Here is a 15,096-nt window from a genome sequence, read left to right on the forward strand (position 1 = left end):
TCAAATAATAATATTTGTTAGTTCAAATATAAATAATTCCACTTTGAAAAAATGTTTTTCAGGCCACATAATTGTAGGTTTTTACTCTTCTTGTGAAGTTTGTCACTATATAAACCAAATAAGCCAGCAATATAAACTGGTGACAGAAGGTTGAGCTTTGTCAACCTTCTGCTGTAGACAGGAGTGAAAAAATGTTGAATGGGAACATTAAACTAAGCGAGCCGACTTTTCTTTAAAGCCAAATAATCTAATATTCCACCTAAAAGAAAGCCCAAGGTTCCAATGATTACACTCCAGGATAACAGTGGGGATATCCATTCACTGATTTCATGCAGATATAGCATGTATTCTGGCGACATAGTGTATACCAGAGAAACTAAATGAATGATGATAAACAGTACGCTGCTGATAATTAACCAAACTATAAATATCAAGGCGGCCAATATCATGATAGTAAAGGCAAATTTATAAGCGTTCTTGAATAGTGTTCGAGGCAGAAAGTCATCATTTTTCTCGGTATAAGCCAGTGTTTTACGGCAGATAAACAACAATACAAGCCCCGGCAATCCGATAATAACAGAAAATAGATAAAACATTGGCCAACCATAAGCTTCTGCAAACCATCCTGCTACTGGGCCAACATAAACTCGGCCAACTGCTGATAATGCAGAAAGCAACGCGAACTGTGTTGCTGAAAATGATTTATTACATAAGGTCATTAGAAGAGCAACAAAAGCCGCTGTTCCCATGCCGCCACAGATATTTTCCAGAAAAATCGCCGAACCCATTAGGTAGATGTCTTTAGGGGTAATGGCAAGTATCCAATAACCGAAGTTTGAAACAGTTTGAAGGATGCCAAAGATCATCAGGGCACGGAACAAGCTCAAGCGATGCATCAAATAACCGCCGTACAATGCACCGACAATGGTTGCAGCGAGTCCGAGGGTTTTGTTGATCATACCGACTTCGGCCGGATTGAAACCGACACCACGAATAAGGAAAGGTGTGCTGAGTGAGAGTGCAAAAGCATCTGCCAGTTTGTACAATACAATCAGTAGCAGGATAAGCCAGGCATTGTTGCGGTTGAAAAAATCAAACAATGGCTCGAATACCGCCTGATGTAATGTTTTTGGTGGTGCGGTATTGATTTCTGGTTCTTTGGCTATAAGCGTGGCATAAACGCCGATCAGCATCAGGCCAGCCATAACCCAATACATATTTTGCCAGCCAATATAGGTGGCGAGTAACAAAGCCAATCCACCAGAAACCAGCATAGCTAACCGATAACCCAGTACAGAAATGGCGGCACCTGAGCCTCGTTCTTCCTGTGATAACAAGTCGGTTTTATAGGCATCAAAAATAATATCTTGGGAAGCTGAGAAGAATGCAACAACAACAGCCAATGCAGCAAGCCACCATAAATGCTGGGAAGGTTGTAGGAACCCCATTGCTGCAATACTGGCGATCAATAAAAGTTGAGTAGCGAGCATCCACCCCCGGCGGCGTCCTAAAAAGGAGGGAGTATATCGATCCATTGTGGGTGCCCAGAGAAACTTAAAAACATAGGCTTGACCAACCAAAGTGAAAAAACCGATAGTTCGGATATCGACGTTTTCGACAGTCATCCATGCTTGTAACGTTCCAGCCGTGAGCGCAAGAGGCAGACCTGAGGCAAAGCCTAGTAATAGAAGAGTTCGATAGTTGCGTAATGCAGATAGGTTTAAATAACGGTGGTTAGTCATGGGCCTCCCAAAACTTTCTGCATATTATCTAATTTTGTCAGAATTAGGCAGAAAGTTTGTTCATTATCCTGTTAGTGGACGTTTTGTTTGATAAAGGTGCTGATTGACGCATCCTGAGCCATGTCTGCGATCACATCAGATAAGACAGTATTGACTGCATCAGCAATTTTTGTGTTTGTTGCTGCCAATGGTCCCTGAGCATTGTAGCTGGTACGATAATTTTTGATTTGTTTACTACCGTCTTGAGCATAAGCAATGATAGAGATTTCAGCTTTGGCTGAAATATCATGACGAAGACTGCCTTCTTTCACATTGGCGTAGAGTTGATTTACAACGACCTGCAAATTGGCATTGGCGGGAGAGCCAATCATATAGCCGCGAGCCACCATTTGTTTTTCCAGTGCTTCTTGTAGTAAAAAGCGTAAATCACGGGAAGGAACCAAGGTAACTAATCGCGCATTACGATTAATTTGGGCCAGGGCTTGAGATTGACGCTGGTCGACCCCACTAATACTGACTGTGATCGCTTTCATGGTTGGATCTGTTGGTGGTAGGGTAATTTTAGGCTGAATGGCTAATGTGTTACCTGAGTCTGCACAGCCAGATAAAAAGAAAAGCGTAATCAATGGAATAAATATTTTCTTTAGCATGTAGGTTTTCTCAATTCAAGATTCGGATACTCAATATTAATACTGATAATTTAAACCGTAGTTTAAACCGCCGTAATCATAGCATCGCCATGGGTAGCGGCATATCCCTGATGATTGAAACATGATTTGAAATATCGAGGGAAATACCTGACGTAAATTCTGTGAAGGATATTTGGTTACCCCGATGTTATAAATCACGGGAAATAATCTAAAATCAATGACGTGGTTGATAAATAACCTTTGGTGATTTAGGAGAATGGGATGGTTCGTCAAGAAATAGAAACAAAGTTACAGGCGGCATTTAAGCCTTCTCATCTGGAAGTGACCGATGAAAGTTATCGTCACAATGTGCCAGCGGGTTCTGAAAGCCATTTTAAAATTGTTATCATAAGCAATGAATTTGTTGAACAAAGAATGCTTAGTCGTCACCGCTCAGTATATAGCGTCTTGGCTAAAGAATTAGAGGAAGGTGTACATGCTTTGGCACTGCATACTTATACGGAGAAGGAGTGGACAGAACTAGCAGACACTGTTCTGGCCTCTCCGGCATGTCGCGGTGGAAGTACAACGACATCAATCTTGTGATTTTTCGAGTTAATCTCATAGCTTGTTTGTCTCTATTTTATTAATCTGGATTTAATTTTAGCCAGCAGCCTTCGGGCTGTATTTTTGTTTATATGCATATTGCATAAACAGTATCATCATAAACAATATTGTGACGTAGTCATTGAGCAACGTTTATCACATAAGTCAACGAATCATGCATGCTTTTGTTTGCAATTCTCGACTCATACTGTCTGCGCCGCTATAATGTTGCGTCTAAATTTTTAGAATGGTTTCGGGACGCTTCTGATCACAGGGATTCTCGGTTTTTAAATGCGACCGCCCCGGTTCTTAAAGAATACTGCAATCAGCTTGTTTTAAGCCTTGCAGCCATTCTGAAGTTGACCGAGCACTATGATTTTTTTGAGGTAACAAGATGCAAGTTTCTGTTGAAACCACTCAAGGCCTTGGGCGTCGTGTGTCAATCACCGTTCCTGCTGCCGATATCGAAAAAGCAGTTGACAGTGAACTGGTTAATGTAGCAAAGAAAGTCCGTATCGACGGCTTTCGTAAGGGCAAAGTGCCAATGAAGATCGTTAAGCAGCGTTATGGCGCTTCTGTTCTTCAGGATGTTCTGGGTGATCTGATGCAGCGCAATTTCATCAATGCGATCATTGAGCAGAAAGTCAATCCAGCAGGCGCACCAAGCTACAAACCTGAACAGTTTAAAGAAGGTGAAGACTTCACTTACGCAGTTGAATTTGAAGTTTATCCAGAAATTGAACTGAAAGGTCTGGAAGAAATCGAAGTTGAAAAACCTGTTGTTGAAGTAAAAGATGCAGACGTTGACAACATGCTGGACACACTGCGTAAACAGCAGGCAGATTGGAAAGAAACCGCTGAAGCAGCGGCTGCGGAAGATCGTGTAACTGTTGATTTCACTGGCTCCATTGATGGTGAAGAATTCGAAGGCGGTAAATCAACTGATTTCGTTCTGGCAATGGGCCAGGGCCGTATGATCCCAGGTTTTGAAGATGGTATCGTTGGTCACAAAGCAGGCGAAGAATTTACTATCGATGTGACTTTCCCAGAAGATTACCATGCAGAAAACCTGAAAGGTAAAGCGGCGAAGTTCGTGATCAACTTGAAAAAAGTTGAACAGCGTGAACTGCCAGAGCTGACTGAAGAGTTCATCAAGCGTTTTGGTATTGCTGATAGTACTGTTGACGGTTTGCGTGCCGAAGTTCGCAAGAATATGGAACGTGAACTGAAAAATGCTGTTCGCAACAACATCAAAACTCAGATTCTGAACGGTCTGGTTAAGGCTAACGAAATTGAAGTTCCTGCGGCTGTTGTTGATGGTGAAATTGATGTACTGCGTCGTCAGGCTGCTCAGCGTTTTGGCGGTAGCGAAACACAAGCGCTGGAACTGCCACGTGAACTGTTTGAAGAGCAGGCTAAACGCCGCGTTGTTGTTGGCTTGCTGTTAGGCGAAGTTATCAGCAGCAATGAGCTGAAAGTCGAAGAAGATCGCGTTACTGCGTTGATCGAAGAGATGGCTGCAGCTTATGAAGATCCAAAAGAAGTTGTTGAGTACTACAGCAAAAATAAAGAAATGATGAACAACATTCGCAACATTGCTCTGGAAGAGCAGGCTGTTGAACTTGTTCTGAGCAAAGCGAAAGTTTCTGAAAAAGAAACTGGCTTCAATGAACTTATGAATCAAAATCAATTGGCATAAGTTTCATTTATTGATTGCCTGAGATGATGAAACCTCACTTTCAATGAAGTGAACCGAAGTAAACCCGCAGGCTGTGCTTGCGGGTTTTTTTATTGTTCTTGAAAAAAACAGATTTAACCTCATATCCTTTCTTACTATTATGTAAGAGCTTACTACTTTTTAGAGGGGAAAAGCCCCTTGTTAGTTAACTTTGGATCATGGTCATCATCGCTTATCTCAAGTAGAATCAGTTATGAATGGCACCAGCGTGAGTTCTATTAGGAGACGGAAATGTCATACAGTGGCAAGCAAGATCAATATGCACCTAACATGTCTTTGGTGCCGATGGTGGTTGAACAAACAGCACGTGGCGAGCGAGCATTTGATATCTTCTCCCGCTTATTAAAGGATCGTATTATTTTTCTGACTGGGCCTGTTGAAGATCATATGGCGAACTTGATCGTTGCCCAAATGCTATTCTTGGAAGCAGAAAACCCAGAAAAAGATATTCATTTATATATCAACTCACCTGGTGGAGTTATTACGGCAGGCATGTCTATTTATGACACGATGCAGTTTATCAAACCAGATGTGAGTACTATTTGTATGGGGCAGGCCTGTTCAATGGGAGCATTCCTGCTGACTGCTGGAGCAGAAGGGAAGCGTTTCTGTCTGCCAAATTCCAGAGTTATGATTCACCAGCCATTAGGCGGTTTCCAGGGACAGGCGACTGATATTGAGATCCATGCGCAGGAAATCCTCAAGGTTAAAGCGCGTATGAACGAATTGATGGCGCAACATACTGGACAGCCACTTGAGAAGATCGTTAAGGATACAGAACGCGATCGTTTCTTGTCAGCTGAAGAATCCGTAGAATACGGGTTGGTTGATAGTATATTCACCCAGCGCAGCTAATTATTAATAATTACTTTATTACTCCGATGCTGGCCTTTTCTCTAAGTTTGATGTTGACGCCAATCTAAGCGGAGTAATAGCGTTTTTTCTGTTATGCCGGACAAACTGGGATAACAGTTCATAAAGTGAGGTTGACTGATGACAGATAAGCGCAAAGACGGTTCAGGAAAGCTGCTGTATTGCTCTTTCTGCGGGAAAAGCCAACATGAAGTACGGAAATTAATAGCCGGCCCGTCAGTGTATATCTGCGATGAATGTGTCGATTTGTGTAACGATATCATTCGCGAAGAAATTAAAGAACTGGTACCACATCGTGAGCGAAGCGCGTTGCCTACTCCTCATGAAATTCGACAACATCTGGATGATTATGTTATCGGCCAGGAAACAGCGAAAAAAGTGTTAGCAGTTGCGGTTTATAACCATTACAAGAGATTGCGTAATGGTGATTCCACTAACGGTGTGGAACTCGGCAAAAGTAATATTCTGTTGATTGGCCCGACAGGTAGCGGTAAGACGTTGTTGGCAGAGACATTAGCTCGCTATTTAGACGTTCCGTTTACTATGGCTGACGCCACGACATTAACCGAAGCGGGTTATGTTGGGGAAGATGTAGAAAATATTATCCAAAAACTTCTGCAAAAATGTGACTACGATGTGCAGAAAGCACAACGTGGTATCGTGTATATTGATGAAATTGATAAAATTTCCCGTAAGTCTGATAATCCATCAATTACTCGCGATGTGTCAGGAGAAGGGGTTCAGCAGGCCCTGTTGAAACTGATTGAAGGCACTGTGGCAGCGGTTCCTCCTCAAGGTGGTCGTAAGCATCCACAGCAGGAATTCTTGCAAGTTGATACTTCCAAAATTCTATTTATCTGCGGTGGTGCATTTGCCGGTTTGGATAAAGTTGTCAGCCAGCGTTTGAATATCAGTTCAGGTATTGGTTTTAGTGCTACAGTTAGGGGTGAATCAGAGAAAGCCACAGAAGGTGAATTGCTGTCTGAGGTTGAACCGGAAGATTTGATTAAATTTGGGCTAATTCCCGAATTCATTGGCCGTCTGCCAGTCGTGGCAACGCTGACCGAACTTAATGAAGAAGCACTGATCCAGATCCTACAGGAACCGAAAAATGCGCTGACCAAACAGTATCAAGCCCTGTTTAACCTTGAGGGTGTTGAACTGGAGTTCAGAAAAGAAGCATTGACTGCCATAGCGAAAAAAGCAATGGCACGTAAAACGGGTGCTCGTGGTCTTCGTTCAATTGTTGAGGACGTTTTACTGGATACAATGTACGATCTGCCATCGATGGAACACGTAGAGAAAGTTGTCGTTGATGAAACGGTTGTTGAAGATAATTCCGCACCATTATTGATATATAGCAAGCCGGATGCCCAAGTTTCTGGTGAGTGAAGAAATGGAGTAGGAAGCACCGATTATCAATATGCATTGAAAAAACAAATGAGGGATACTCCCTCATTTTGTTTTTTGCCGGTATAGGCTATTGAATGTCAGATTCCTGTCCCCATATATTTTATATTCTTTGAAGTGAAACTCGTGAAAACCGTGTTTCACGAGATTCCTAAAACTGGCGAAAGCTAAACGAAGAGAGAGCTCTATGAATCCTGAGCGTTCTGAACGCATAGAAATCCCTGTATTGCCTTTGCGCGATGTAGTGGTTTACCCACATATGGTGATCCCTCTGTTTGTTGGGCGTGAGAAGTCGATTCATTGCCTGGAAGCAGCAATGGAGCATGACAAACAAGTCATGTTGGTCGCGCAAAAAGAAGCATCTACTGATGAGCCGGGAGTCAATGATCTTTTCTCCGTAGGTACAGTGGCTTCTGTTTTACAGATGTTAAAGTTGCCAGATGGCACAGTAAAAGTTCTGGTTGAAGGCTTGCAGCGTGCTCGCATTACCACGTTGACGGATAATGGCGAGTATTTCTATGCACAAGTTGAATACTCTGAATCTCCTGACGTTGATGAACGTGAGCAAGAAGTTCTGGTAAGAACGGTTATTAACCAGTTTGAAGGTTACGTCAAACTGAATAAAAAGATCCCGCCAGAAGTATTGACATCGTTGCACAGTATTGAAGATGCGGCAAAATTAGCAGATACCATCGCTGCACATATGCCTTTGAAAATCAATGACAAACAGACGGTTTTAGAAATGTCTAATGTTGTTGAACGCATTGAATATCTGATAGCAATGATGGAATCAGAAATCGATCTGTTACAGGTAGAAAAACGTATCCGTAATCGCGTTAAAAAACAGATGGAAAAAAGCCAGCGCGAGTACTACCTGAATGAGCAAATGAAAGCGATTCAGAAAGAATTGGGTGAGATGGATGATGCACCTGATGAATATGAGACGCTGAAACGTAAGATCGAAGACGCGAAAATGCCGAAAGAGGCTCACGAGAAAGCCGAAGCTGAATTGCAGAAATTAAAAATGATGTCTCCGATGTCGGCTGAAGCAACGGTTGTTCGTAGTTACATTGACTGGATGGTGCAAGTTCCTTGGGTTTCACGTAGCAAGGTAAAAAAAGATTTAGTAAAAGCTCAGGAAGTGCTGGATACAGATCATTATGGTTTGGAGCGTGTCAAAGAGCGTATTCTTGAATATCTTGCGGTACAGAGCCGCGTTAGCAAGCTTAAGGGGCCAATACTTTGTTTGGTAGGGCCTCCTGGTGTGGGCAAAACCTCATTGGGCCGTTCTATCGCGCGTGCAACTGGGCGTAAATATGTGCGTATGGCATTAGGTGGTGTACGCGATGAAGCGGAGATCCGTGGACATCGTCGTACTTATATTGGCTCAATGCCGGGCAAATTAATCCAGAAAATGTCCAAAGTAGGGGTTAAAAATCCACTGTTCTTGCTGGATGAAATCGACAAAATGTCATCCGACATGCGTGGCGACCCAGCTTCAGCATTGTTAGAAGTGCTTGATCCTGAACAAAATGTAGCATTTAACGATCATTACCTTGAAGTTGATTACGATCTCTCCGATGTCATGTTCGTGGCAACATCTAACTCTATGAATATTCCGGCTCCATTGCTGGATCGTATGGAGGTTATTCGTCTATCGGGCTATACCGAAGATGAAAAATTGAATATTGCCAAACGTCATCTGCTGCCAAAACAGATCGAGCGTAACGCTCTGAAGAAAGACGAATTGACTATCGATGATGGTGCAATTATTGGCATCATCCGTTACTACACGCGTGAGGCCGGCGTTCGTAGTTTGGAACGTGAAATCTCTAAATTGTGTCGTAAAGCGGTTAAAGCATTACTGATGGATAAGAAACTTAAGCACATCGAAATTAATGCGGATAACTTGAAAGATTATCTGGGTGTGCAAAAAGTGGATTATGGTCGTGCTGATACAGAAAATCGGGTTGGTCAGGTAACTGGCTTGGCATGGACAGAAGTGGGTGGTGATTTGCTGACGATTGAAACAGCCAGTGTACCAGGTAAAGGTAAATTGACTTATACCGGTTCATTGGGTGAAGTGATGCAGGAATCCATCCAGGCGGCATTGACAGTCGTTCGTGCCCGTGCTGATAAGTTGGGTATCAGCTCTGATTTCCATGAAAAACGTGATATTCATGTTCATGTTCCGGAAGGAGCAACGCCAAAAGATGGCCCAAGTGCGGGGATTGCAATGTGCACCGCGTTGGTCTCTTGCCTGACGGGTAATCCGGTTCGTGCTGACGTAGCCATGACAGGGGAAATTACTCTGCGTGGTTTAGTACTGCCAATCGGTGGCCTGAAAGAGAAACTGCTGGCAGCGCATCGTGGGGGAATTAAAACGGTTTTGATCCCAGATGACAATAAACGAGATCTGGAAGAGATCCCACAGAATGTGATCCAAGATCTGGAGATCCATCCCGTTAAGCGTATAGAAGATGTTTTATCTATCGCTTTGCAGGAACCCGCATTTGGCGCAGAAGTGGTATCACTAAAATAGTACAAAAATAGTGAGCTAACTCAAGAACTATGTATAAAATTCAGGTTGGTGAGCACATCCAGGCTTGCCAGCCTTTTTTTGTGTCATTAAGTTAGATTAGTCTAATTATCTGATTAAAAATTTTGCTGTTCCATGATTTCTTGCTAATACTGGAAAAGGATTGATATGACGGCATAACTGTCGTGTTATCTGTTGTAAATCGGTTTCCGTTACGATAGTAATACTAAAATGGGGATGATAAGAGTGAATAAGTCACAACTGATCGACAAAATTGCTGCTGATGCCAACCTTTCTAAGGCAGCAGCCGGACGTGTAGTAGATGCATTCATTTCTTCCGTATCTGGTGCATTGAAAAACGGTGATGATGTCGTTTTAGTGGGGTTCGGTACGTTTACTGTACGTGAGCGTGCTGCGCGTACAGGACGCAACCCTCAAACAGGCAAGGAAATCAAGATCGCAGCAGCAAAAGTACCTGCTTTCCGAGCTGGGAAGGGGTTAAAAGACGCGGTTAATGGCTAATGAGCAGGAAACAGACCCTAGTTTTTGTTATTGCCATAAACTTCAACTGACTGGGGCGTGTTGATAGGCTAGAATATAAGCGCATCAATTGATTGGTGCGCTTTTTTTCTCTTAGCGTTTGAATTGTCGTAATATGACAGTTTCTTTTTCACTAAAGCGGAGTTTTACGTCTTTATGATGGACAACCTACGCACGGCGGCGAACGGTCCTGTGCTCAAAATTGTGTTGGCTCTAATTATCCTGACTTTTTTGGTGACGGGTGTAACCGGTTACTTATCAAGCGAAAGTGGTAGTTATGCTGCCAAAGTGAATGGCCAAACCATTAGTCGTGCTCAGCTAGAGCAGGCATTTTTACAAGAAAAAAATGCTCAGCAGGAAAAGCTGGGAGATGAATTCTCAACGTTGTTAAGCGATGAACAGATGCTACAACAGCTTCGGCGCCAATCATTGGAGAGACTTATCAATGCTACTCTGATTGAACAATATGCCCGTAAGCTGGGTTTATCGGCAAGCGATAATCAGGTTGCGCAGGAGATGCGTAATCTACCGTTTCTCCAGACTGACGGCCAATTTGATAACAACAAATATCAGGAGTACTTAAGCTGGCTTGCCCATTCAAACATCAGCCCTGATAGTTTTGCGGAACAGGTTCGTCAGGAACTGATTAATCGTCAATTGAAGCAAGTTGTTATAGGTGCGGAAATTGCCTTACTGCCAGAAATAAAACGGGAAGCGGCATTACTTTTGCAAGAAAGGACAGTACGTTTTGCGACTCTTGAATTGAAGTCAATTGAAGAGAAGCAAACAGTTACCGATGAAGAGCTGAAAAAATACTATGACGCAAATAGTAAGCATTTCACTGTGCCGGAAAAAGTGAAAGTCAGTTACATCAAAATGGATGCTGCCAATGAACTGAAAAATGTCACCGTATCTGATGTTGATGTTGAAAAATACTATAAAAACAACCTGGCAAAATACACTAAACCTGAACAGAAGAAGTATAGCTTTATTCAACTGGATTCAGACTCTGCTGCTAAATCGGTTTTGGATGAGTTAAAAAAAGGAGCTGATTTTAGTCAATTGGCGTCAGAAAAATCGACTGACAAATTTTCTGCTCAAAAGGGTGGTGATTTGGGGTGGATGGAAGAAAGTTCTCTGCCTAATGAGCTAAAATCAGCGAATTTGACACAGAAAGGGCAATTTTCCGATGTGGTCAAATTAGCCAATGGATATGCCATTTTCCGTTTAGATGATATTAAGCCTCAGGAAGTCAAACCGTTGGCAGATGTGCGTTCGGAAATAGAAAAAATTGTTAAGCAGGAAAAAGCAGTTGATGCTTTCTATGCATTACAGCGGAAAGTAAGTGATGCCGCAGCTAATGATAATGAGTCTTTGGCAGCAGCAGAAAAAGCGGCGGGTTATCAAGCTGTGACCACGGACTGGTTTGATCGCGATCAGGTTCCCACTGATATTAATTTCAACCAAGTTGTTCAGGCTATTTTCTCTGGCAATTTGATTGATGATAAAGGCGCAACAGGAATTAACTCTGATGTCATTTCGGTTGAAGGCGATAGAGCTTTTATTCTGCGTGTTGACAATGTTAAGCCTGAGAAAATCCAGTCGTTTGAACAGGCTAAACCTGAAGTTACTGAATTGGTGAAACGCCAGAAAGCAGAAAAACAACTTCAGATTGAAAGTGAAAAACTACTGACTGCCCTGAAAGAAGGCAAAGGTGAGCAAGCATTGAAAACCGCGGGAATTCAGTTCGAGCAACCTACCGTGATAAAACATCTGCCACAAACCAATCAGGCTACCGATGTGGCATTCACTTTACCTCATCCTAAAGAGGGTAAGCCTGTATATGGATTAGCTCAAGATGAATTGGGTAACGCGGTGCTTATCCAATTGGATCAAGTCGTTCCTGGATCTGTTACAGATGATTTGCTCAAACAATATATGGTGGGTTATCAGTATCAGACCGGTAATATCATGCTGGAGTCATTAATAATGAATTTACGTGATGATGCGGATATTAAATTTGGTCAACTTGAATAAAATTGCGAAGTTACTCGCATCTGTTTTTGCAAAATAGTAATTGAAAAAGGCCACTTTCGTGGCCTTTCGCATATCTAAACCTTGCCTGTTGCCCAGAAATATTATTGTGGCAATCTTTCTTTCACCAACAAAACATACACCCATAAAACATGGAGAGATTTACATGAAATATTTAAGGATATTATTTAATTCATTCATGATGGCATTGTGTATCAGCATGCCATTAACTTATGCAGCTACCGTTAATGAATCTACTGATAAAATGGTGAAACAACCTGTTAAAACCACCGTTGAAGACAGTAAGGTGAAAGAAGGGGGAGAGCAAGTTTCAGGTCAGCAATTACAGGGAAAAGATGTTGTTAATATTAATACTGCAAATGCTGAAGAGTTAGCGAAAGAACTCAATGGGATTGGAGCTAAAAAAGCACAGGCGATTATTGAGTATCGTGAAAAATATGGTCCTTTTACAGCAATAGAACAATTACAGGAAGTACAAGGTATTGGTCCGATTTTTATAGAGAAAAATCGAGATAAATTGACTTACTAAGTGTTATGCCCTCTTGTGCATTGCCAGTCATTTAATCAAGAGGGCTGTGATATCGATCAAGAATAATTGATTAAACACTATTGGAATTAAATTGTTTTGCTATTGTTACATCTTGTCTGGTCGGATGAGTGTAAGGAAAAAAAGCAATGAGCACGATTATCAAAGTCAGGGGTTACCATATTGATCTTTTCCAGCATGTGAACAATGCTCGTTATTTGGAATTTATGGAAGCAGCTCGCTGGGATTTACTTACTGAAGATGACACGCTGGAATGGTTAAATAGTAAGAATATTGGTTTTGTTGTGGTGAATATCAATATTAATTATCGCCATCCAGCCGTGATTACAGATGAGCTGGAGGTGAAATCTTCGATGCGAGAGTTACGTAACAAAAGCGGTACATTTTTTCAGGAAATTATACGCAGAGGTGATAATCAAATTATTGCAGATGCTTTAACCACATTTGCTTGTATTGATTTTAAAACTCAAAAAGCATTAGTTTTAGAAGGTGAATTACGAGAAAGGATGGAAGCATATAAAAACAATGCCGAATAACGATAAAATAAAAATGTGGAATGAGAGGTTTCACGAACCTCTCACAGATCACGTTAATGAGATCGTTTTGATTAACTAAGATGGGTTTTGGATTTCATATCTAACATCGTGGCTTGGACATTGTTTAAATAATGCTTTAATCCCTGAGCCCTGAGATGGCAGGCAGCGCATTCACCGCATCCATCACCCTGAATACCGTTATAACACGTAAGGGTTTTATTGCGAACAAAGTCCAATTTTTGATAATAATCTGCCAATGCCCAAGTTTCTGCTTTGTTTAACCACATTAGAGGGGTTTCGAAACGAATATCACGAGCGATACCAAGGCTGACTGCTTTATTGAGTGCTTTGACAAATTCATCACGGCAATCTGGGTAGCCCGAAAAATCTGTTTCACAAACGCCAGTAATAACGACTTCAGCTTCAACCTGATAAGCATAAATTGCCGCCAGAGTTAAAAATAATATATTACGGCCAGGCACAAAAGTACTTGGGAGACCACTTTTTTCACTTTCACTGAAATCGGGTACGGGAATGCTGTCTCTTGTCAGGCTACTGATTGCGAGCTCGTTCAATAAAGTAACATCAAGTACTTTGTGGGCAGCAGTACCCAATTCTTTGCTTATACGACACGCTACATCAATTTCAGCATGATGACGCTGTCCATAATCAAAGGTGACACAGTGAACTTCGTCATATTGATGGAGTGCCTGAATTAAACAAGTGCTGGAATCCTGTCCACCACTGAATACAACAACGGCTCGTTTCATGATACCTACCTCTGTAAATTGAAGGAGATATGTTACTTATAACCATCTAACTTGGGTAGTTGTGTTAGGTACTGTGTGATATCACCGATATTATTTCGAACCCACTCTGGGTTGTAATAAGTATCAAGGTAGCGCTCTCCACTATCACAGAGTAATGTCACAATTGCCCCTTTTTGGTTGTTATCGTGCATTTGCTTGGCGAGTTGTAAAGCTCCCCAGACGTTAGTTCCTGTTGATGCGCCGGTTTTTCTGCCAATTATTTTTTCAAGCCAATAAATGGTAGCAATCGTGGCAGTATCGGGAACCTGGATCATGTCATCGATAACCGTAGGAATAAAAGAAGGCTCTGCGCGTGGGCGGCCAATTCCTTCTATTTTACTGCCAGTACTTCCGCAAATATCGTGGCGGTTCTGATGGTAGCAATCGTAGAAGACGGAGTTCTCTGGATCGACAACAATGAGTTTAGTGTTGTATCCCTGATAGCGGATATAACGACCAAGTGTCGCAGATGTGCCACCTGTTCCTGCACTCATAACGATGTAAGTTGGTTCAGAAAAAGGCTCTAGTTGCATCTGGCGGAAAATACTTTCTGCAATATTATTGTTTCCTCGCCAGTCAGTTGCTCGCTCGGCATAGGTAAACTGATCCATGTAATGGCCATTAAGCTCTTTTGCCAGACGCTCTGATTCTTGATAAATCAAGGCGGAATGCTCTACAAAATGGCATTTACCGCCATAGAACTCAATCTCTTGAATTTTGCGCTTAGCAGTACAGGAAGGCATAACTGCAATAAATGGTAAACCAAGTAAGCGGGCAAAATAAGCTTCCGAAACAGCAGTACTTCCGGATGAGGCTTCAATAATAGGTGTTCCTTCCTGGATCCAACCATTAGTGAGCGCATAAAGGAACAGGGAACGCGCAAGTCGATGTTTGAGGCTACCAGTAGGATGAGTGCTCTCATCTTTGAGATAGAGGTGAATACTCGGAAATATTGGGAGATTAAGACGAATGAGATGTGTATCAGCGCTGCGTTGATAATCAGCTTGGATAGCTTTTATGGCATTTGTAGCCCATAAAGACGACATAAATTGACCCTAAATAATAATACCGT

At 42.1% G+C, this 15,096-nt stretch carries 13 protein-coding genes; 9 read left to right on the forward strand and 4 right to left on the reverse strand.

Features of this window, described 5'->3' with window-relative positions; genetic code table 11:
- Window positions 1–212 precede the first annotated feature (212 nt).
- Together ampG and BDE27_RS02555 are read right to left on the reverse strand one after the other, a co-directional pair.
- Window positions 213–1,742, reverse strand: coding sequence for a muropeptide MFS transporter AmpG (ampG, locus tag BDE27_RS02550; protein WP_099132483.1), 1,530 nt, complete (start codon window positions 1,740–1,742; stop codon window positions 213–215).
- 71 nt (window positions 1,743–1,813) lie between these two features.
- The gene (locus BDE27_RS02555) at window positions 1,814–2,392 is read right to left on the reverse strand and encodes a lipoprotein (protein ID WP_099132484.1); all 579 of its coding nucleotides are present in this window, start codon (window positions 2,390–2,392) and stop codon (window positions 1,814–1,816) included.
- 261 nt (window positions 2,393–2,653) lie between these two features.
- On the opposite strand from BDE27_RS02555, the gene bolA reads away from it, so the two are divergent.
- From bolA to BDE27_RS02600, 9 genes are all read left to right on the forward strand, one after another.
- Entirely contained in the window at window positions 2,654–2,977 is a 324-nt protein-coding gene (gene bolA / locus BDE27_RS02560; RefSeq protein ID WP_099132485.1) for a transcriptional regulator BolA, read from the forward strand.
- A 394-nt stretch (window positions 2,978–3,371) separates the two neighbouring features.
- Window positions 3,372–4,676, forward strand: coding sequence for a trigger factor (tig, locus tag BDE27_RS02565; protein ID WP_099132486.1), 1,305 nt, complete (start codon window positions 3,372–3,374; stop codon window positions 4,674–4,676).
- A gap of 270 nt (window positions 4,677–4,946) precedes the next feature.
- On the forward strand, window positions 4,947–5,570 hold the full coding sequence (gene clpP / locus BDE27_RS02570) for an ATP-dependent Clp endopeptidase proteolytic subunit ClpP (RefSeq protein ID WP_099132487.1): 624 nt from the start codon (window positions 4,947–4,949) through the stop codon (window positions 5,568–5,570).
- A gap of 138 nt (window positions 5,571–5,708) precedes the next feature.
- On the forward strand, window positions 5,709–6,980 hold the full coding sequence (gene clpX / locus BDE27_RS02575) for an ATP-dependent protease ATP-binding subunit ClpX (RefSeq protein WP_099132488.1): 1,272 nt from the start codon (window positions 5,709–5,711) through the stop codon (window positions 6,978–6,980).
- A gap of 205 nt (window positions 6,981–7,185) precedes the next feature.
- Entirely contained in the window at window positions 7,186–9,540 is a 2,355-nt protein-coding gene (gene lon, locus BDE27_RS02580; RefSeq protein ID WP_099132489.1) for an endopeptidase La, read from the forward strand.
- Between the two features lie 243 nt (window positions 9,541–9,783).
- The gene (hupB, locus tag BDE27_RS02585; protein WP_167450523.1) at window positions 9,784–10,059 is read left to right on the forward strand and encodes a nucleoid-associated protein HU-beta; all 276 of its coding nucleotides are present in this window, start codon (window positions 9,784–9,786) and stop codon (window positions 10,057–10,059) included.
- A gap of 174 nt (window positions 10,060–10,233) precedes the next feature.
- On the forward strand, window positions 10,234–12,114 hold the full coding sequence (gene ppiD / locus BDE27_RS02590) for a peptidylprolyl isomerase (protein WP_099132491.1): 1,881 nt from the start codon (window positions 10,234–10,236) through the stop codon (window positions 12,112–12,114).
- 163 nt (window positions 12,115–12,277) lie between these two features.
- On the forward strand, window positions 12,278–12,661 hold the full coding sequence (locus tag BDE27_RS02595; RefSeq protein WP_099132492.1) for a ComEA family DNA-binding protein: 384 nt from the start codon (window positions 12,278–12,280) through the stop codon (window positions 12,659–12,661).
- Between the two features lie 146 nt (window positions 12,662–12,807).
- On the forward strand, window positions 12,808–13,215 hold the full coding sequence (locus BDE27_RS02600; protein WP_099132493.1) for an acyl-CoA thioesterase: 408 nt from the start codon (window positions 12,808–12,810) through the stop codon (window positions 13,213–13,215).
- Window positions 13,216–13,286: 71 nt separating this feature from the next.
- Here the strand turns inward: BDE27_RS02600 and queC are convergent, their stop codons facing one another.
- Together queC and BDE27_RS02610 are read right to left on the reverse strand one after the other, a co-directional pair.
- Window positions 13,287–13,985, reverse strand: coding sequence for a 7-cyano-7-deazaguanine synthase QueC (gene queC, locus BDE27_RS02605; RefSeq protein ID WP_099132494.1), 699 nt, complete (start codon window positions 13,983–13,985; stop codon window positions 13,287–13,289).
- A gap of 32 nt (window positions 13,986–14,017) precedes the next feature.
- Window positions 14,018–15,070 carry a PLP-dependent cysteine synthase family protein gene (locus BDE27_RS02610; protein WP_099132495.1) on the reverse strand — a complete coding sequence of 351 codons (1,053 nt, stop codon included), beginning with the start codon at window positions 15,068–15,070 and terminating at the stop codon, window positions 14,018–14,020.
- Window positions 15,071–15,096: the final 26 nt, after the last annotated feature.

The sequence above is a fragment of the Xenorhabdus ehlersii genome (assembly GCF_003610465.1).
Taxonomy (GTDB): domain Bacteria; phylum Pseudomonadota; class Gammaproteobacteria; order Enterobacterales; family Enterobacteriaceae; genus Xenorhabdus; species Xenorhabdus ehlersii.

Coding starts and splice junctions, on each gene's coding strand:
- ampG (WP_099132483.1), bottom strand. CDS start 1,742: ATGACTAACCACCGTTATTTAAACCTATCTGCATTACGCAACTATCGA.
- BDE27_RS02610 (WP_099132495.1), bottom strand. CDS start 15,070: ATGTCGTCTTTATGGGCTACAAATGCCATAAAAGCTATCCAAGCTGAT.
- BDE27_RS02600 (WP_099132493.1), top strand. CDS start 12,808: ATGAGCACGATTATCAAAGTCAGGGGTTACCATATTGATCTTTTCCAG.
- tig (WP_099132486.1), top strand. CDS start 3,372: ATGCAAGTTTCTGTTGAAACCACTCAAGGCCTTGGGCGTCGTGTGTCA.
- BDE27_RS02595 (WP_099132492.1), top strand. CDS start 12,278: ATGAAATATTTAAGGATATTATTTAATTCATTCATGATGGCATTGTGT.
- clpP (WP_099132487.1), top strand. CDS start 4,947: ATGTCATACAGTGGCAAGCAAGATCAATATGCACCTAACATGTCTTTG.
- bolA (WP_099132485.1), top strand. CDS start 2,654: ATGGTTCGTCAAGAAATAGAAACAAAGTTACAGGCGGCATTTAAGCCT.
- queC (WP_099132494.1), bottom strand. CDS start 13,985: ATGAAACGAGCCGTTGTTGTATTCAGTGGTGGACAGGATTCCAGCACT.
- lon (WP_099132489.1), top strand. CDS start 7,186: ATGAATCCTGAGCGTTCTGAACGCATAGAAATCCCTGTATTGCCTTTG.
- ppiD (WP_099132491.1), top strand. CDS start 10,234: ATGATGGACAACCTACGCACGGCGGCGAACGGTCCTGTGCTCAAAATT.
- BDE27_RS02555 (WP_099132484.1), bottom strand. CDS start 2,392: ATGCTAAAGAAAATATTTATTCCATTGATTACGCTTTTCTTTTTATCT.
- clpX (WP_099132488.1), top strand. CDS start 5,709: ATGACAGATAAGCGCAAAGACGGTTCAGGAAAGCTGCTGTATTGCTCT.